The organism is Stenotrophomonas sp. DDT-1, from assembly GCF_001580555.1.
GTDB classification, from domain to species: domain Bacteria; phylum Pseudomonadota; class Gammaproteobacteria; order Xanthomonadales; family Xanthomonadaceae; genus Stenotrophomonas; species Stenotrophomonas sepilia.
Window position 1 is genome coordinate 83,331 of the sequence record NZ_LEKR01000005.1, and the last position, 16,510, is coordinate 99,840.

Annotated in this window: 16 protein-coding genes and 1 other RNA gene; 6 read left to right on the plus strand and 11 right to left on the minus strand. The window is 67.9% G+C overall.

The window, feature by feature from the left end; translation table 11 throughout:
- Position 1: 1 nt before the first annotated feature.
- Genes mraY through mraZ form a run of 7 tightly spaced genes read right to left on the minus strand, consistent with a single transcriptional unit; the run spans position 2 to position 7,503 of the window.
- On the minus strand, positions 2 to 1,087 hold the full coding sequence (gene mraY / locus AB839_RS04100; RefSeq protein ID WP_061478394.1) for a phospho-N-acetylmuramoyl-pentapeptide-transferase: 1,086 nt from the start codon (positions 1,085 to 1,087) through the stop codon (positions 2 to 4).
- Positions 1,077 to 2,471 (minus strand): UDP-N-acetylmuramoyl-tripeptide--D-alanyl-D-alanine ligase, encoded by a 1,395-nt coding sequence (gene murF / locus AB839_RS04105; protein WP_061478395.1) that lies wholly within the window; start codon positions 2,469 to 2,471, stop codon positions 1,077 to 1,079. The genes mraY and murF overlap by 11 nt, the downstream gene beginning before the upstream one ends.
- The gene (locus AB839_RS04110) at positions 2,468 to 3,976 is read right to left on the minus strand and encodes a UDP-N-acetylmuramoyl-L-alanyl-D-glutamate--2,6-diaminopimelate ligase (protein ID WP_061478396.1); all 1,509 of its coding nucleotides are present in this window, start codon (positions 3,974 to 3,976) and stop codon (positions 2,468 to 2,470) included. The genes murF and AB839_RS04110 overlap by 4 nt, the downstream gene beginning before the upstream one ends.
- Complete coding sequence (locus tag AB839_RS04115) at positions 3,973 to 5,817, minus strand: penicillin-binding transpeptidase domain-containing protein (RefSeq protein ID WP_049406060.1); 1,845 nt, start codon at positions 5,815 to 5,817, stop codon at positions 3,973 to 3,975. The genes AB839_RS04110 and AB839_RS04115 overlap by 4 nt, the downstream gene beginning before the upstream one ends.
- The gene (gene ftsL, locus AB839_RS04120; protein WP_005415286.1) at positions 5,814 to 6,077 is read right to left on the minus strand and encodes a cell division protein FtsL; all 264 of its coding nucleotides are present in this window, start codon (positions 6,075 to 6,077) and stop codon (positions 5,814 to 5,816) included. Before ftsL ends, AB839_RS04115 begins: the two co-directional genes overlap by 4 nt.
- Positions 6,074 to 7,042, minus strand: a complete 969-nt coding sequence (gene rsmH, locus AB839_RS04125; protein WP_049468237.1) for a 16S rRNA (cytosine(1402)-N(4))-methyltransferase RsmH — start codon at positions 7,040 to 7,042, stop codon at positions 6,074 to 6,076. Before rsmH ends, ftsL begins: the two co-directional genes overlap by 4 nt.
- A gap of 14 nt (positions 7,043 to 7,056) precedes the next feature.
- A complete protein-coding gene (gene mraZ, locus AB839_RS04130; protein WP_004143635.1) occupies positions 7,057 to 7,503 on the minus strand; it encodes a division/cell wall cluster transcriptional repressor MraZ in 447 nt (148 codons plus the stop codon).
- Between the two features lie 324 nt (positions 7,504 to 7,827).
- Here mraZ and AB839_RS04135 point away from each other — a divergent pair, with 324 nt between their 5' ends.
- Together AB839_RS04135 and AB839_RS04140 are read left to right on the plus strand one after the other, a co-directional pair.
- Positions 7,828 to 8,616 carry an NRDE family protein gene (locus AB839_RS04135; protein ID WP_061478397.1) on the plus strand — a complete coding sequence of 263 codons (789 nt, stop codon included), beginning with the start codon at positions 7,828 to 7,830 and terminating at the stop codon, positions 8,614 to 8,616.
- Between the two features lie 282 nt (positions 8,617 to 8,898).
- Complete coding sequence (locus AB839_RS04140) at positions 8,899 to 9,378, plus strand: DM13 domain-containing protein (RefSeq protein WP_005415283.1); 480 nt, start codon at positions 8,899 to 8,901, stop codon at positions 9,376 to 9,378.
- 88 nt (positions 9,379 to 9,466) lie between these two features.
- Here AB839_RS04140 and rnpB read toward each other — a convergent pair.
- The 4 genes from rnpB to rsmI form a co-directional block, all read right to left on the minus strand.
- Positions 9,467 to 9,818, minus strand: an RNA gene (gene rnpB / locus AB839_RS04145) — RNase P RNA component class A.
- 80 nt (positions 9,819 to 9,898) lie between these two features.
- A complete protein-coding gene (locus AB839_RS04150; protein ID WP_061478398.1) occupies positions 9,899 to 10,708 on the minus strand; it encodes a PDZ domain-containing protein in 810 nt (269 codons plus the stop codon).
- Between the two features lie 118 nt (positions 10,709 to 10,826).
- Complete coding sequence (locus tag AB839_RS21675; protein WP_185807438.1) at positions 10,827 to 11,075, minus strand: DUF6058 family natural product biosynthesis protein; 249 nt, start codon at positions 11,073 to 11,075, stop codon at positions 10,827 to 10,829.
- Between the two features lie 403 nt (positions 11,076 to 11,478).
- Complete coding sequence (rsmI, locus tag AB839_RS04155) at positions 11,479 to 12,297, minus strand: 16S rRNA (cytidine(1402)-2'-O)-methyltransferase (RefSeq protein WP_061478399.1); 819 nt, start codon at positions 12,295 to 12,297, stop codon at positions 11,479 to 11,481.
- Between the two features lie 81 nt (positions 12,298 to 12,378).
- Here rsmI and AB839_RS04160 point away from each other — a divergent pair, with 81 nt between their 5' ends.
- The 4 genes from AB839_RS04160 (at position 12,379) to AB839_RS04175 (ending at position 16,507) form a co-directional block, all read left to right on the plus strand.
- Positions 12,379 to 14,100 (plus strand): penicillin-binding protein activator, encoded by a 1,722-nt coding sequence (locus tag AB839_RS04160; protein WP_061478442.1) that lies wholly within the window; start codon positions 12,379 to 12,381, stop codon positions 14,098 to 14,100.
- Positions 14,063 to 14,458, plus strand: a complete 396-nt coding sequence (locus tag AB839_RS04165) for a YraN family protein (RefSeq protein ID WP_061478400.1) — start codon at positions 14,063 to 14,065, stop codon at positions 14,456 to 14,458. Before AB839_RS04160 ends, AB839_RS04165 begins: the two co-directional genes overlap by 38 nt.
- An 85-nt stretch (positions 14,459 to 14,543) precedes the next feature.
- The gene (locus AB839_RS04170; protein WP_061478401.1) at positions 14,544 to 15,125 is read left to right on the plus strand and encodes a metal-dependent hydrolase; all 582 of its coding nucleotides are present in this window, start codon (positions 14,544 to 14,546) and stop codon (positions 15,123 to 15,125) included.
- On the plus strand, positions 15,122 to 16,507 hold the full coding sequence (locus AB839_RS04175; protein ID WP_061478402.1) for an FAD-linked oxidase C-terminal domain-containing protein: 1,386 nt from the start codon (positions 15,122 to 15,124) through the stop codon (positions 16,505 to 16,507). Before AB839_RS04170 ends, AB839_RS04175 begins: the two co-directional genes overlap by 4 nt.
- The last annotated feature ends 3 nt before the right edge of the window (positions 16,508 to 16,510 follow it).

Below are 16,510 nucleotides of genomic sequence, written 5' to 3' on the forward strand. Positions count from 1 at the left end.
CTCAGCGCACCTTCAACGTGGCCAGGCCGATCAACACGAGCACGACGGAGATGATCCAGAAGCGCACGATCACGCGCGGCTCCGGCCAGCCCTTCAGTTCGAAATGGTGGTGGATCGGCGCCATGCGGAACACGCGCTTGCCGGTCAGCTTGAACGAGGCGACCTGGATCATCACCGACAGCGTTTCGATGACGAACACGCCGCCCATGATCACCAGCACCAGTTCCTGGCGGGTGATCACCGCGATCGTGCCCAGCACCGCCCCCAGCGCCAGCGCGCCGATGTCGCCCATGAAGACCATGGCCGGATAGGTGTTGAACCACAGGAAGCCCAGGCCGGCTCCGGCGATGGCCGCGCAGATGATGACCAGCTCGCCGGCGCCCGGGATCTGCGGGATCTGCAGGTAGTTGGCGAACACCACGTTGCCCGAGGCATAGGCGAACACGCCCAGCGCGCAGGCCACCAGCACGGTCGGCATGATTGCCAGGCCGTCCAGGCCGTCGGTCAGGTTCACCGCGTTGGAGAAGCCGACGATCCAGAAGTAGGCGATGGCCACGAAGCCGATGCCGGCCAGCGGCAGCGCGACCGACTTGAACATCGGGATGTAGAAGGTCAGCGCTGCCGGCACGTCGGCCGTGTAGAACAGGAACAGGCCCGCGGCCAGGCCGAAGATCGACTGCAGCAGGTACTTCCAGCGCGACTTCAGGCCGTTCGGGTCACGGCGGACGATCTTGATCCAGTCGTCATACCAGCCGATGGCGCCGAAGCACAGCATCACCGCCAGCACCAGCCACACGTAGCGGTTGCGCAGGTCCGCCCACATCAGCACCGACAGGGTGATGGTGAGCAGGATCAGCGAACCGCCCATGGTCGGCGTGCCGGCCTTGGAGAAATGGGTCTGCGGACCATCCTGGCGGATCGGCTGGCCGCCCTTGAACTGGGCGAGCTTGCGGATCATCGCCGGGCCGAACCACAGCGACAGGAACAGGGCCGTCAGCGCGGCAAGGATGGCGCGGAACGTCTGGTAGTTGAACAGCCCGAACAGGCTCTCCAACTGCTGCAACCATCGAGCCAGTTCATACAACATGCGGGGATTCCTCTCCTTGCGCCAGCAGCGCTTTGACAATCGTGTCCATGGCGCTGCCACGGGAACCCTTGACCAGGCAGCGCACGCCGGCGTGCAGCTCGTCCTTCAGCGCCTGCGACAGCGCGTCATGGGTGGCGAAATGACGGCCGCCGTCGCCGAAGGCGGTGGCGGCAGCGGCACTGAGCGGGCCCAGCGCATACAGGCGCTTGAGGCCGGCGGCGCGTGCGCGGATGCCGGCCTGCGCATGCAGCGCTTCGGCATCCGGGCCCAGCTCGCGCATGTCACCCAGCACCAGCCAGCCCTCTTCCGGGGCAGTGGCCAGGGCATCGATGGCCGCAGCCAGCGAGCCGGGATTGGCGTTGTAGCTGTCGTCCACCAGCACCGCGCCGTTGCGCAGCTGATGGGCGATCTGGCGTCCCGGTACCGGCTGGGCCTCGGCCAGCCCGGCCGCAATCAGCGCCAGATCGACACCGGCGGCCAGCGCCAGGCTGGCGGCGGCCAGCGCATTGCTGACGTTGTGGCGACCCGGCAGGCCCAGCACCACGCGGGCTTCGCCGGTCGGTGCGACCAGGGTGAACTGGCTGCCCTGCGCACCGGCGCGGATGTCGCGCGCGGTCACGTCCGCCGAGTGTTCCAGGCCATAGCGCAGCACGCGGCAACGCGCCGGAGTGCCGACGAAGTGCTGTTCGAACCAGCGGCCGTAGGCATCGTCGGCGTTGATCACCGCCACGCCATCGGCCGGCAGCGCGGCATAGATCGCGCCCTTGGTCACCGCCACGCCGAGCAGGCTGCCCATCCGCTCCAGGTGGGCGGGGGCAATGTTGTTGACCAGCGCATAGCGCGGGCGGGCGATGTCGGTCAGGTAGGCGATATCGCCAGGCTTGCCAGCGCCCATCTCGTAGACGGCGTAGTCGGCATCTTCCGGCGCGTCGATCACCGCCAGCGGCAGGCCGATCTCGTTGTTGCGGTTACCCGGGTTGGCGTAGACCACCTTGTGCGCGTGCTGGGCCACCTGCTGCAGGATCGACAGCAGCAGGCTCTTCACGCTGGTCTTGCCATTGCTGCCGGTGATCGCGAACACCTCGGTGCCACGGTCACGCTGCATGCCGGTGGCGATCTTCGCCAGTGCCAGCTCGCTGTCGGCCACCAGCACCTGCGGCAGTTCGACCGGCAACAGGCGCTCGACCAGCAGCGCACTGGCACCGCGCGCCTGCGCGTCGGCAGCGAAGTCATGGCCGTCGAAACGCTCGCCGCGCAGCGCCACATACAGGCTGCCCGGGCCCAGGTTGCGGGTGTCATTGCTGACTGCATCGATGGCCACGTCGTCGCCGTGGATCTCGCCACCGGCCCAGTGTGCGATCAGCGAAAGCAGGGTGCGCTTCATGCGGCGCCCTCCCCGGCCTGTGCCTGCAGAACACCGGCCTTGGCCGCCAGTGCAGCCGCAGCCACTTCGGTGTCGTCGAAGTCATGGCGCACGCCATTCACTTCCTGGTACGGCTCATGGCCCTTGCCGGCAATCAGGATGATGTCGCCGGCACCGGCTCGCTTCACCGCCAGGCCGATCGCGCGCGCGCGGTTGCGCTGCACGGTCACGGCATCGGCGTGCTGGAAGCCGGCCAGGATGTCGGCCACGATCACGTCGCCATCCTCGCCACGCGGGTTGTCGTCGGTGACGATGACCTGGTTGGCCAGGCGCTCGGCAATCGCCGCCATCTGCGGACGCTTGCCGGTATCGCGCTCGCCACCGCAGCCGAACACGCAGAACAGCGTGCCCTGCAGATGGCCGTGCAGGCTGTCCAGCGCCTGCTCCAGCGCGTCCGGGGTATGTGCGTAGTCGACCACCACGGTCGGCAGGCCGTCTTCGCCGCCGAGGCGGTTCATGCGGCCACGGATCGGCTGCAGCGCCGACAGCACCTCGGCGATGCGCGGCAGCGGCTGGCCCTGCGCGTGCAGGGTGCCGGCCACGGCCAGCAGGTTGTCCACGTTGAAGCGGCCCAGCAGCGGCGACTGCACCGCGGCACGCTGGCCGTCGATGACCAGCTCGAAGGCAATACCGCGCCCATCCAGCTGCAGCGCTTCGGCGCGCACGCTGGCGTCAGCGGCACCGCGCGAGCTCAGGCCGATCGGTTGCACGCCGGCAGGCAGGCCAGCGAACAGCTGGCGACCGAAGGCGTCGTCCAGGTTCACCACCGCCGCCTTCAGGCCCGGGCGATGGAACAGCCGCGCCTTGGCCGCGCCGTAGCTGGCCATGTCACCGTGGTAGTCCAGATGGTCGCGGGTGAGGTTGGTGAACACCGCCACGTCGTAGTGCACGGCATCCACGCGGCCCTGGTCCAGCGCGTGCGAGCTGACTTCCATCGCCACCGCGCGCGCGCCGGCGTCGCGCAGCTGTGCCAGCAGCGCATGCATCTGCAGTACCAGCGGCGTGGTGAATCCGGTCGGCTCGACCGCACCATAAAGTCCGGCGCCCAACGTGCCGATACTGCCACTGGGCGTTCCGAGCAGGTGCCAGGCCTGGGCCAGCAGCTGCACGGTGGAGGTCTTGCCGTTGGTACCGGTCACGCCGACCATCGCCATCGCCCGCGACGGCGCGCCGTGGAACTGGTCGGCCATCGCCCCCATGCGCGCCCGCAGGCCCGGCACGGCGATCGCATCGGCCGGCGCCGGCAGCTCGGCCGGTGCCGGTGGCTCGAACAGGATGGCGCTGGCACCGGCCGCACGGGCCTGCTCGACAAAGCCCAGGCCATGCGCGCCGAAACCGGCGATGGCGACGAAGGCATTGCCGGGGCGCACGGCGCGGCTGTCCAGCACCAGGCCGGTCAGAACGGGATCATGGCCCGCCAGGGCCACGTCCGGAAGCAACTGCGAAAGCAACATCGAAGGACTCATTGCGTGCCTCCCGTAGCGGGCGGCGTCTGGGCTTGCGCGCTCGGCAGCGCGGCATCGAATTCAGCGGCGGCATCGACCGGCAGCGCGGTCTCGGCCGGCGGTGCGGGCAGGATCGAGGCCGAATGGCCGACCTTGCCCGACTGCTGTGCGGCCAGCCACGACTGCAGGTCATCCAGCGGCACGTCCATCAAGCGCAGGGTGCCTTCCATCACGTTGTGATAGACCGGCGCCGACACCAGGCCGCCGTAGAACTTGCCGGCCTGCGGATCGTTGATGACGATGACGGTGGCGAAGCGCGGGTTGGTGGCCGGCACCACGCCGGCAAACAGCGCGTTGTAATGGCCGCGCTCGTAACCACCCGGACCGGCCTTGCGCGCGGTGCCGGTCTTGCCGGCCACGCGGTAGCCCAGCACCGCCGCCTGCTTGGCGCCGCCCTGGGTGACCACCGTCTCCATCATCGCCACCACCTGCCTGGCGACGTTCTCGTCGATGATCTGCTGGCCTTCGTTGCGCTGGCCCTTGACGAAGGTCGGCGCGATCAGGCGCCCGCCGTTGGCCAGCGCCGAGTAGGCGGTGGCAATCTGCAGTGGCGTGACCGACAGGCCGTAGCCGTAGGACATGGTGGTCTTGGTGGTCCCCGACCAGCGCGCCGGACGCATTACCACACCGGCCGATTCACCCGGGAACCCGCTGTGCGGCGCCGAGCCATAGCCGAAGCGGCGCACGCCGTCGTAGAAGGTCTGGTCCGGCATCTTCGCCGCAACCTTGGCTGCACCCACGTTCGAACTGCGGGTGATCACGCCGGTCACGTTCAGCACGCCGTTGTTGCGTGGCACGTCGCGGATGGTGAAGCGACCCAGCGTCATGTAGCCCGGGTTGGTGTCGATGATGGTGTCCTTGGTCACCGCACCGGCCTGCAGCGCGGTGGCGATGGTCAGCGGCTTCATCGTCGAACCCGGCTCGACCAGGTCGGTCACCGCGCGGTTGCGGCGCGTATCAGGGATCGCGCCGGTCAACGAATTCGGGTTGTAGGTCGGCAGGTTGACCATGGCCAGGATCTCGCCGGTGGTCACGTCCATGATCACCATCGAACCGCCGGCCGCCTTGTTGGCCACCAGCGCGTTGCGCAGTTCCTTGAAGGCCAGGTACTGGATGCGGCGGTCGATACTGAGCGTCAGGTCCTTGCCCGGCTCAGCGGCACGCAGCAGATCGCTTTCGACGGTCTCCCCCTTGCGGTTGCGGATCACCCGCTTCGCACCGGGCTTGCCGCGCAGCCATTCGTCGAAGGCCAGTTCCAGGCCTTCCTGGCCGCGATCATCGATGTTGGTGAAGCCCAGCACGTGCGCCATCGCCTCACCCTGCGGGTAGAAGCGGCGGAACTCGCGCTGCGCGGCCACGCCCGGGATCTTCAGCGCGACCACCTTCTCCGCCTCGTCCGGATTGATCCGGCGGCGCAGGTACATGAATTCCTTGTCCGACTTCTGCGACAGGCGGCTGCTCAGCTCATCCACCGACATGCCGACCGCCTGGGCCAGCTCGGGGATGCGCTCGGGCGAACGCAGCAGGTCCTGCGGGTTGACCCAGATCGAGGCAACCGGCGTGGATACCGCCAGCGGCTCGCCGTTGCGGTCGGTGATCATGCCGCGCGAGGTCTTGATCGGCAGCTCGCGCAGGTAGCGGGCCTCACCCTGGCGCTGGTAGAAGTCGCTGTTGATGATCTGCACGTAGGCCGCGCGACCGACCAGCGACACCGAGCACAGGCCAAGCGCCAACGCCACCCAGCGCAGGCGCTGGCGCAGGTTGAAGGCATTGCGTGGACGGTTGCGACCGGTCTTGCTCATGGGCGCACCACCACGATGTCGGCGGCCTCGGGGAACTTCATGCCGAGCTTCTCGCGGGCGATGCGATCGACACGGTTTGCTTCGGCCAGGGTGGCCTGTTCCAGCTGCAGGCGGCCGAATTCCAGGTTGATGTCATCGCGCTTGCGCTCGGCGCGCGACAGCTCGATGAACGTCTGCCGATGACGGTGACGCACGAACACGACGCCGATCGCCGAGGCCACGGTGCAGGCCAACAGGATGATCAGCAGCAGCCGGCTCATGCGTCGGCCTCCCGCTTCTGGGCCACGCGCAGCACGGCGCTGCGGGCGCGCGGGTTGGCGGCCAGCTCTTCGTCGGTGGCCTTGATTGCCCCACCGATCAGGTCCAGCGTCGGCACGAACGCAACGGCCTCGGGCAGGCGGCGGTTGGCCGGCGGCGCCTTGGCCAGGCGGTTCATGTACTGCTTGACGATGCGGTCTTCCAGCGAGTGGAAGCTGATCACCGCCAGGCGGCCACCGGGCTTGAGCCGTTCCACCGCCGCATCGAGCCCTGCTTCCAGATCGGCCAGCTCGCGGTTGATGTGGATGCGGATGGCCTGGAAGCTGCGCGTGGCGGGATGGATCTTGTCCTTTCCACGCGGCATCACCGAGGCAATCAGCTCGGCCAGTTCGGCGGTGCGGGAGAACGGCTGCTTCTCGCGGCGGGCCACGATGGCGCGGGCGATGCGCCGGCTCTGCCGCTCTTCGCCGTAGGTCCACAGCACATCAGCGATCTCGCGCTCTTCCACGCGGTTGATCCACTGCGCGGCGCTTTCACCGCTGTCCGGGTCCATGCGCATGTCCAGCGGGCCGTCCTTGCCGAAGCTGAAGCCACGTTCGGCCACGTCCAGCTGCGGCGACGACACGCCCAGGTCGAACAGCACGCCGTCCAGGCCTTCGGCCGTCGCATCCCACTGCAGCAGCTGGGCGAAGCTGCCACGGAAGATGGACACGCGCGGGTCCGGCGCGAAATCGCGCTCGGCAACGGCGATGGCTTCCGGATCCTTGTCCATGACCAGCAGGCGCCCCTCGGGACCGAGCTGGGTAAGCACGCCACGTGCATGACCGCCACGACCGAACGTGCCATCCAGATAACGTCCGTTTTCGATCACCCTCAGGCCTTCAAGGACCTGGGTGTACAGGACCGGCAGGTGCACCGCCGGCGACTGCGACACCGGAAGGTGACCGGCCTGCGCTTCTGGGCGCATCCGGGCACCCCGGCTCACAACTTCAGGTCGAGCAACCCATCACCCAGATCCTCGTCAGACAACGTCTGCTGGATCAGGGCCCGATGCGCCTGCTCGCTCCACAATTCGAACTTGTCGCCCATGCCGAGCAATACCGCCTTCTTCTCAATGCCCACCGCACCGCGGTGGCTGGCGGGGATGCTGATGCGACCGTTGCCGTCCAGTTCCAGATGGGCGGCCGAGCCGACCAGCTTCTGCTGCAACAGGCGCACGACGCGCTGGGTGTTGGGCTTGGACATCACATCGTCGCGGACCCGTTCCCATTCCGACTCTGCGTACAGCCACAGGCAGCCGGCTTCGAACGGGTTGTAGGTCAGCACGAGACGGTTGTTGCTGGCGCGCGCGACGAGGTCGCGGTAAGCGGTGGGAACCGCCATGCGCCCCTTGTCGTCAACTGTGATGGCCGTCTCGCCCTGGAACACGACGCCTGCACCTTGTCCTTCGCCCGGTGAAACATTGAACCACGAAAACCCACAAAACACCCGGATTTCCCTCTGATGCCCACCTTAGCAGCGGGCCGAGGGTTGTCAACAACTTTTCAGCAGGGAAATCGCCAGCCGCATCAATGGCTTGCAACAACCTTTAGAGAATTGTTCAAGGCTTATCCACAAGTTGCTGATCCGTCTCAATTTTTGAGATTGAACGGAAGTTCAGGGGCGTGGACGGGGCGTGAAACATCGGCCGCGCATTCATCCGAGCCGGGCCGGAAACGGCGCCGGACTGCGCAAACGGTGCACAATGAGGCCATGTGCCTGCTTGCTCTTGGCTGGATGCACCACCCGCGCTGGCGGCTGGTGATGACCGGCAACCGTGATGAGTTCCACGCCCGCCCCACCGCGGCGCTGGCCCCCTGGCAGGATGAGACCTCCGTCATCGGGGGACGCGACCTGCGCTCCGGCGGTGGCTGGGCCGGAGTCGGCGCCTCGGGCCGGATGGCGGTGGTCACCAACGTCCGCGACCCGCTGGTGGCCCAGACCGGACCGTCGCGGGGCGCGCTGGTGGCCGACTTCCTGCGCGGCCGCGACCCGGCCGCCGTGCATATTGATCGCTTGGCAACCGTGGCCGGTGCCTACGCCCCATTCAATCTGTTGCTGGCCGATGGCGACAGCCTGGAGTACCTGGGCAACCATCCCGCCGAACGGCAGACGCTTGGCCCGGGCGTACACGGCATGTCCAACGGCGCGCTGGACGCGCCCTGGCCGAAGACCCGACGGCTGATGGCCGCGCTGTCGGCATGGCTGGAAGCAGACGGGGTCAGATCCCTTTCGCAACGCGAAAGGGATCTGACCCCGGACCTGACCCCGCTCTGGAATGCCTTGGCCGATGAACACCGCCCCGCCGACAGCCACCTGCCCGACACCGGCATCGGCCTGGAACGCGAGCGCTGGTTGAGCCCGGCCTTCATCCGCGGCGACGACTACGGCACCCGCGCCAGCACCGTGCTGCTGATCGACGCCGACGGCCACGGCGAGATCCACGAACGCCGCTTCGGCCCGCAGGGTGTCTCCAGCGGACAGAACCACGTCATATTCTGACCCGGTCGTGCCGGCCGCTGGCCGGGTTCTCCTGCCGGCACGACCTGCACGCCGTTGTCGCCATCGACGCGGCGGCAGGCGTCATCGCAACAGGCCTGAAACGTCATTCAGCTTCCAGCGGCGACCGCGATCCGCCCGTGCCACAGAGGTCCCGGCATTGCAGCCTGCCCACTGTGTCCTTTTCGCATTCGGCACTGTGTCTATAAATGTCGGCCCTGACCTCCCAGGGTGGTCGCGCCCGGCATCACGCCGCGCGATCGACCGCAACCACAAGGAGGCCCCATGCGCCGCATCCTCATCCTGCTCGCCACCCATCTGCTCACCCTCGGCCTGGGCTTCGGCCTGGGCGTCTATCTGCTGCCAATCCTGATCGCCCCCGATGACCCGCCGGTCGCTCAGGTACAGGCCGCGATGAAAGACGCCACCTACCGCACCACCTTCCGCCGCGACCTCAAGGGCAGCGATGCGGTGCACTGGGCCGAAGGCAAGGTCAGCGTCAGCGCCACCCAGGTCGCCTTCGACGGCAAGATGGGACCGGGCCCGGATTACAAGGTCTACCTGGTCCGCGACTTCGTCGACAACAAGGCCGACTTCCTGAAGATCAAGGCGCAGGCCCAGCGCATCGGCGAGGTGAAGACCTTCAACCGCTTCCTGGTCGAGGTGCCCGCGAACGTGGACGTGGACGACTACACCACGGTGGTGGTGTGGTGCGAGCGCTTCTCGCAGTTCATTTCCGCCGGGCAGTACCGCACGCCGGGCTGAACAACATCCCGAGCGTCTGGACGGAAAGCAGCCGAGCATGGCTCGGCTGTACTGTAGAGCCGAGCCGTGCTCGGCTTACCGGAAAAAGAGGCGGAGCCGGCCGATAAGCCGGGTTCTGTCGTGGACAGTCATTCCTCTAGGCGTTACGTCACCGCAACGCTCAAGCAACCTACCCGGATCCAACGCGGGCCGCGCCAAAGGATCCCTATTTGGTCTTGCTCCAGGTGGGGTTTGCCGTGCCGGTCTGTTGCCAGACTCGCGGTGCGCTCTTACCGCACCATTTCACCCTTACCGGCCTTCCGAAGAAGACGTAGGCGGTATCTTTCTGTTGCACTTTCCGTCGGCTTGCGCCGCCCAGGCGTTACCTGGCACCTTGCCCTATGGAGCCCGGACTTTCCTCGGCACCCCCGAAGGGATGACGCGACTGTCTGGCCGGCTCCGCCAGCGCACATTCTAGCCTACGCACGCCCGTCCTGCCGTGCCGATCGCGGCATCCGGTTCATCCACGCGTGGCGTGGCTCTAGCGGCCCTTCGCCCTCGCCATCACCACCGCCCGCGACTCCAGCACCACATCTACGATCAATTCCCGCACCTGCGGTTGCGAACCGTCCCATTCAATGCGGCGAACGCGCACGTCCACGCGATCGCCCGGCGCGTAGGCTTTCAACGCTTGGCCGACACCGAAGACGGTCTTCACTCGGGTACCCGCCACGGCCAGCACCTCATCCCCCTTGCGCAGGCCGGCGCGATGGGCCGGACCCTCGTCAGGCTCGGATTCGATCACGGTCGCGCCCCCCATCTGAACGCCGAGGACCGGGCGCAGCGCGTCGCTACGCGAATCCCCTTCCCCGGCCTGCTCGCGCGCCAATTCGGTGGCGCCCAGCAGTGCATCGTCCAACCCCGCATCGAAATAGGGCGCGTTGTCCACGAATGCGGCGCATTGCCACGACGCGCGCTCGGGCACCGGCTCGCGCCTCGCACGCAGGGCCTGCCGCAGGTCGCGCCATTGCGCCGCGCTGACGTACCGCTGCTGGCTGCTCACCAACTGCTGGTAGGCCGCCTCGATCTGCGCGTGGTTGTCGGCCCCCACCTGCAGACATGCCTCGTAGCTCTCCAACGCGTCACGTGCCGCGCGGTAGGTCAGGTAATTGCCGTAATCGCGAACCGACTGCAGCCGATTGAACTCGACCAACCCCGGATCGAACAGCAGGTAGCCGACATAGTCCGGGCCCAGATCGGCTTCGGTAATGGCTGCAGGTGGCGGCGCTTCAGCTGCAGGAGCTGGCACATCGGCCAGTGCGAACAGCAGGAACAGTCCCTTTTCAAACATCTGTCTTTCCTCCCTGAAGGAAATTTGAGAGCTTCGCCCCTTAGCCCCCCGGAATTCGGCCGCTGCCGTGTTCCAGCGTCCCAGTCTGTGAACGAGCCATGCAGGTCTGCACGCCCTTTCAGGACTTTTCGCCCAGCTCCCGGCGAAGATCGTCGACCAACCGCTTTCTGCTGCTACGGTCATACTCGGCCGGCGAGAACGGCATCGACGCACGCGCATAGATGGTGCCTTCCTCGCAGGTGTAGGTGGGCTGCGGCACCGCGCCCACTGCAATCAGGCGACTGAGTCTTTCTTCTGACACATTGCAGAATGCGGCGAACGCATCCTTTGGCAGGAAATGAGCTTGAAGGTAGGCTGTCAATGCCATCTCGAACAATTACTCCCAAGTGGGGGATGAAGAGGCGTGTGCCGGAGCGTCTTCGCCCAAGCCAGGCGTTTGAGGACATCCCGAGCACCGGTCCTCACGCGTCAGAGGCCTCGGAAATGGGGTCACACTACGGACACCCTTCCGCATCGGGAGTATCCGCACGGGCTCGACTGATCTCAATGTCGCTCTGCAGGACGTCCCGTCATGCCAAAGGCTGCTGGGTTCGTACGATCATCAGTGGGTCGATCATTGATGCTCATCACGACATTGCCTGGCCCCTGATTCGCCCCTCAGCTGCGCACGTGAGCACATTCACTCGCCAGAGATCGGCGACCCTCCGGCGGATGCGAACCGTTTCGCATTTCGCGCCGCGCGCTGCCCAGGCATGGCCCGGAGCGATCCATCAACTCCCGTACAGCGCCTTGCGCGGTGCGCCGGTCAACTCAGCAGCCAGCTTGGCGGCAGTTGACGGCGGCAGGTGCTCGCTCAGCTTCGCGTAGACGCGACGGCCGTGTGCCAGCTGCGCTTCCTCATCGTCACCCGCCCCCTGCACCATCACTACGAACTCGCCCTTGCGCTGGTTCTCGTCGGCCTCGACCCTGGCCAGCAGGCCGGCCAGGTCACCATCAAGGACGGTCTCGAACAGCTTGGTCAGCTCGCGGGCCAGCACCGCCGGGCGTTCGCCGCCGAAGATCGCCGCCATGTCGGCCAGCGACTCGGCGATGCGGTGCGAGGATTCGTAGAACACCATCGTGCGCACTTCGCCGGCCAGCGCCTGCAGGCGGTCGCGGCGGCCGCTGGCCTTGGCCGGCAGGAAGCCCTCGAAACTGAAACGGTCGCTGGGCAGGCCGGCCACGCTCAGCGCGGCGATGGCGGCGCAGGCACCGGGAACCGGACTGACCTTGATGCCCGCCGCGCGGGCCGCGCGCACCAGGCGGAACCCGGGATCGCTGACCAGCGGGGTGCCGGCATCGCTGACCAGCGCCAGCGACTCGCCGGCCTGCAGGCGCGACACCAGGCGCTGCGCCAGGGCCTCTTCATTGTGTTCGTGCAGGGCCACCAGCGGTTGCTGGATGCCGAAGTGGGACAGCAGCTGGCCGCTGCGGCGGGTGTCCTCGGCACAGATGGCCGCCACCGAACGCAGCACCTCCTGCGCGCGCGGGCTCAGATCGGCCAGGTTGCCGATCGGGGTGGCGACGACGTACAGGGTTGGGACACTCATTTCAGCGGTACTCACGGGGCAAGGGTAGAATCGTAGCGTGTACCCGGCCAAGGCCGCTGCCCTCATCGCATGGACCCGATCATGAACAAGCCCGCCGCACGGATCTCCGCCCTGTCGTTGTCGCTGATGCTGTTGGCCGGTTGTGCCACCACCAGCCTGACCAGCACGCCCGATTCGCCGGCCCAGAGCCAGGCGCTGGCGCTGATCGAACAGGGCAAGCCGCGCGATGCCGCGCTGCAGCTGGAAGGCCTGGCCTCCACCCTGCGCGGCGGTGCCCGCAGCAACGCACTGGCCGATGCGGCCTGGGCCTGGCACCTGGCCGGCGACAGTGCCCGCGCGCGCAGCCTGCTCGGCCAGCTCACCGCACGCCAGCTGTCCGGCGCCAGCCTGCAGCGCTACCAGCTGACCGGTGCCGAGCTCGCCTTGGCCGACAAGCAGCCGGCGCAGGCACTGGCCCTGCTGAAGGACCACGGCGATAACGTGCTGCCGGCGCTGCGTACGCGCTGGTACCTGGCCCGCGCCAGTGCCCTGCAGGGCACCGGCGATGCCTTCGGCGCCGCCACCGAGCGCGCCCGCGCCCATTCCAGCCTGACCGGCAGCGCGCGCAGCGAGAACCAGGCCGCCATTGCCGGCCTGCTCGGCACCCTCGACGACGCCACCCTGCGCAGCCGTGCCGCCGCCCTGCCGGCCAACGACCCGCTCTACAACTTCGCAGGCCGTGCGCTGATCGCGCGCGGCCTGCCGCTGCCGCGCCCGTTCGACCGCGATGGCGCGGCCCAGTTCGACACCAGCAAGCGCCCGCCGGCGATGAGCGACGGGTACCGCCCGCCGGCCAAGCTGGCCGTGCTGCTGCCGCTCAGCGGCCGCCTGGCCACCGCCGCACAGCCGGTGCGCGATGGCCTGTTGAGCGCTTATTACGGTGAAAGCCGCCGCCGCCCGGACATCAACTTCTTCGACACCGCCGGCACCCCTGCCGGTGCCCTGGCCGCCTATGACAAGGCCGTCGCCTCCGGTGCCGACTTCGTGGTCGGTCCGCTGGGCCGCGACGAAGTGGACGCCGTGTACGGCCGCCAGCAGCTGCAGGTGCCGGTGCTGGCCCTGAACCGCGGCAAGGACGCACCGCCGGCCGGCAGTGCCGGCTTCTCGCTGGCACCGGAAGACGACGGCATCGTCGCCGCCGAGTACCTGCGTGGCCGCGAGCGCAGCAAGGCGCTGGTGATCAACAGCGCCGACGACACCGGCCGCCGTGCCGCCGCCGCCTTCGCCCAGCGCTTCGCCCAGCGCGGTGGCCAGGTGGTGGCCACGGTCGGCGTCACCGATGCCGTCGGCGATGTCGGCGCGCAGGTGCGCAACGCCGGCCAGGTCGATGCCGTGTTCCTCGCCGTGCGTGCGCCGCAGGCGCGCCTGCTGGCGCCGCAGCTGGCGCTGGCCGGTGCAGGCGGCGCGACCCGCGTCGGCACCTCGCAGCTGACCGTTGGCAGCGGCAAGGTGGAAGAAGACGTGGCGCTGGACGGCATCGTCTATCCGAACGAAGCCTGGAACGTGCGCAGCGTGTCCGGCCTGCCGTCGGCCAGCCAGGTGGCCAGCACCCTGCCGAGCGCACGCGGTGCGGCCGGCCGCCTGTTCGCCTTCGGTGCCGACGCCTGGAAGATCACCGCCTACCTGGACAAACTGTCCAACGAAGGCGGCCTGGACGGTGCCACCGGCACCCTGTTCCTGGACAGCAACGGCAACATCCTGCGCCAGCCGGCCTGGTCGACCTTCAATGGCGGCCGGCCGATGCCGATCGTCGGTGGTCGCTGAGAGCAGCCAACGTGGCTCGGCGGTGGAAGCGGCCGCCGAGCAGCATCTGCAACAGGCCGGACTGCAGCCGCGTGCGCGCAATGTGCGCTATCGCGGCGGTGAACTGGACCTGGTGATGGACGATGCCGGCACCGTGGTGTTCGTGGAAGTGCGCTACCGCGCGCGATCCGATTTCGGCGGTGGCGCCGCTTCGGTCGATGCGCGCAAATGCCGGCGCCTGGCCCACGCCGCGCAGCTGTACCTGCAGGACCACCCGGCGCTGGCGAATGCACCCTGCCGCTTCGATGTGGTGGAAGCCACCGGCGAACCGCCGCAGCTGCATTGGCTGCGGGATGCGTTCCGCTTGGATGACTGCTGATGGCTACTCTTTGCCGGCCAGCGGCCGGCACTACCCGTCAGGCCTGCAGCCGGCCCGCGGCCGGTACGACCATGGTGCGTGACTGATGCCGTCGATCATCACCCATGCCGCTGTGCCGCTGGCGCTGTGGTGCGCCGCTGATCGTGGCCGCATCCCACCGCGCCTGCTGGCCGCCGGCGTGATCGCAGCGATGTTGCCCGATGCCGATGTACTGGCCTTTGCGCTGCACATTCCCTATGCCGATGCGTTCGGCCATCGCGGCGCCAGCCACTCACTGCTGTTTGCCGGCGTGCTGGCAGCATTGGCCGCGGCGTTGGCGTTCTTGGGTAGTCGCCGACCTTGGTCGCCGGGTGTGTGCCAACCAAGGTTGGCATCTACCGTACAAGCCGCTGTATTCGTCTTCGTCTGTGCCGCCAGCCATCCGCTGCTCGATGCGATGACCTCCGGTGGCCTCGGCGTCGCACTGGCGTGGCCGTGGAGCGAACACCGCTTCTTCGCGCCATGGCGCCCCATCCGCGTGTCACCGTTCGCGCCACAGTTCTTCAGCGCACGCGGCGTGGCTACCCTGCTCTCCGAACTGCGTTGGGTGTGGCTGCCACTGGCCGGCGCCGTTGTCGCCTGGAAACTGATCCAACCCGCTCCTGCTGCCCCACGAGACCTGTCATGAGTCCTTCCCTACCCACCGATTTGGTTGCCGAACTGTCCACCCTGCTGGGCGCGGAGGGCTGGCGCATGGATGACGGCGCGCTGGAGGCGAATGCGCAGGACAACTCATGGCGCCATCAGCGGCCGGCTGCAGTGGCGTTTCCGGCGGACATCGAGCAGGTGCAGGCGCTGGTGCGTGCCTGTCGCGTGCATGGCGTGGCGCTGGTCGCGCGCGGCGCCGGCACCGGCACTACAGGTGCAGCGGTCCCGCAGCCGGGCAGCATCGTACTCTCGTTCACCCGCATGGATCGCATCGTCGAGATCCGCGCCGGCGATCGTTGCGCGGTGGTGCAGCCGGGCGTTCTCAATGGCACCCTGCAGCAGGCACTGGCCCCGCATGGCCTGTTCTGGGCACCGGATCCCTCAAGCGCCGAGATCTGCAGCATCGGCGGCAACCTGGCCTGCAATGCAGGTGGTCCGCGCGCGGTGAAGTACGGCACCAGCCGCGACAACGTGCTGGGCCTGGTGGCGGTGACCGGAACCGGCGATGTGATCCGCTGCGGCGGCGCCTACACCAAGGATGCCACCGGCTATGACCTCACCCATCTGCTGGTGGGCAGCGAAGGCACGCTGGCACTGATCGTGGAAGCCACGCTGAAACTGACCCCGCTGCCGGTCAGCCAGGCCGGCCTGCGCGTGTTGTACCGCGATGCCGATGCCGCCGCGGCCGCCGTATCGCGGTTGATGTCGCAGCCGGTGGTACCCACCCGCCTGGAATTCATGGACGCGCGCAGCCTGGAGCTGCTGCGGTTGAATGGTGCCGACGTGCCGGAGGCAGGCGCGATGCTGCTGGTCGAGGCCGATGGTGACCACGACACGCTGCCTTATCTGCTGCAGGCACTGGCCAGTGCCGCCGAAGGCGACGGCATGATCGAGCTGGACGTGGCGATGGAGGGCCGCGCGCGCGACCAGCTGTGGGCCGCACGCAAGGCGCTGTCGCCCGCGCTGCGCAGCGTTGCGCCGGGCAAGATCAATGAAGACGTTGTGGTCCCGGTGTCGCGCATTCCGGAACTGGTGGCCGGCGTGCAGGCCCTGGCACGTGACTACGCGCTCACCATCGTCACCTTCGGCCATGCCGGCAACGGCAACCTCCACGTCAACATCCTCTACCACCCGGAGGATGCCGATGAAAACACGCGCGCGCATGCCGCGCTGCCGAAGATCTTCGAGCTGACGCTGGCGCTGGGTGGCACGCTGTCGGGCGAGCACGGCATTGGCCTGGCCAAGCGCGATTTCATGGTGCAGGCGTTCAGCCCGGCGACGCTGGCGACGATGCGCGCAATCAAGGCCGCGCTGGACCCGGATGGCATTCTCAACCCGGGCAAGGTGCTGCCGCCGACATAGACC

Coding starts and splice junctions, on each gene's coding strand:
- AB839_RS04115 (WP_049406060.1), bottom strand. CDS start 5,817: ATGAGCAAGACCGGTCGCAACCGTCCACGCAATGCCTTCAACCTGCGC.
- AB839_RS04110 (WP_061478396.1), bottom strand. CDS start 3,976: ATGAGTCCTTCGATGTTGCTTTCGCAGTTGCTTCCGGACGTGGCCCTG.
- AB839_RS04150 (WP_061478398.1), bottom strand. CDS start 10,708: ATGTTTGAAAAGGGACTGTTCCTGCTGTTCGCACTGGCCGATGTGCCA.
- mraY (WP_061478394.1), bottom strand. CDS start 1,087: ATGTTGTATGAACTGGCTCGATGGTTGCAGCAGTTGGAGAGCCTGTTC.
- rsmI (WP_061478399.1), bottom strand. CDS start 12,297: ATGAGTGTCCCAACCCTGTACGTCGTCGCCACCCCGATCGGCAACCTG.
- rsmH (WP_049468237.1), bottom strand. CDS start 7,042: ATGCGCCCAGAAGCGCAGGCCGGTCACCTTCCGGTGTCGCAGTCGCCG.
- murF (WP_061478395.1), bottom strand. CDS start 2,471: ATGAAGCGCACCCTGCTTTCGCTGATCGCACACTGGGCCGGTGGCGAG.
- AB839_RS04165 (WP_061478400.1), top strand. CDS start 14,063: ATGGCGGCCGGCCGATGCCGATCGTCGGTGGTCGCTGAGAGCAGCCAA.
- AB839_RS04160 (WP_061478442.1), top strand. CDS start 12,379: ATGAACAAGCCCGCCGCACGGATCTCCGCCCTGTCGTTGTCGCTGATG.
- AB839_RS04140 (WP_005415283.1), top strand. CDS start 8,899: ATGCGCCGCATCCTCATCCTGCTCGCCACCCATCTGCTCACCCTCGGC.
- AB839_RS04175 (WP_061478402.1), top strand. CDS start 15,122: ATGAGTCCTTCCCTACCCACCGATTTGGTTGCCGAACTGTCCACCCTG.
- ftsL (WP_005415286.1), bottom strand. CDS start 6,077: ATGAGCCGGCTGCTGCTGATCATCCTGTTGGCCTGCACCGTGGCCTCG.
- AB839_RS04135 (WP_061478397.1), top strand. CDS start 7,828: ATGTGCCTGCTTGCTCTTGGCTGGATGCACCACCCGCGCTGGCGGCTG.
- AB839_RS21675 (WP_185807438.1), bottom strand. CDS start 11,075: ATGGCATTGACAGCCTACCTTCAAGCTCATTTCCTGCCAAAGGATGCG.
- AB839_RS04170 (WP_061478401.1), top strand. CDS start 14,544: ATGCCGTCGATCATCACCCATGCCGCTGTGCCGCTGGCGCTGTGGTGC.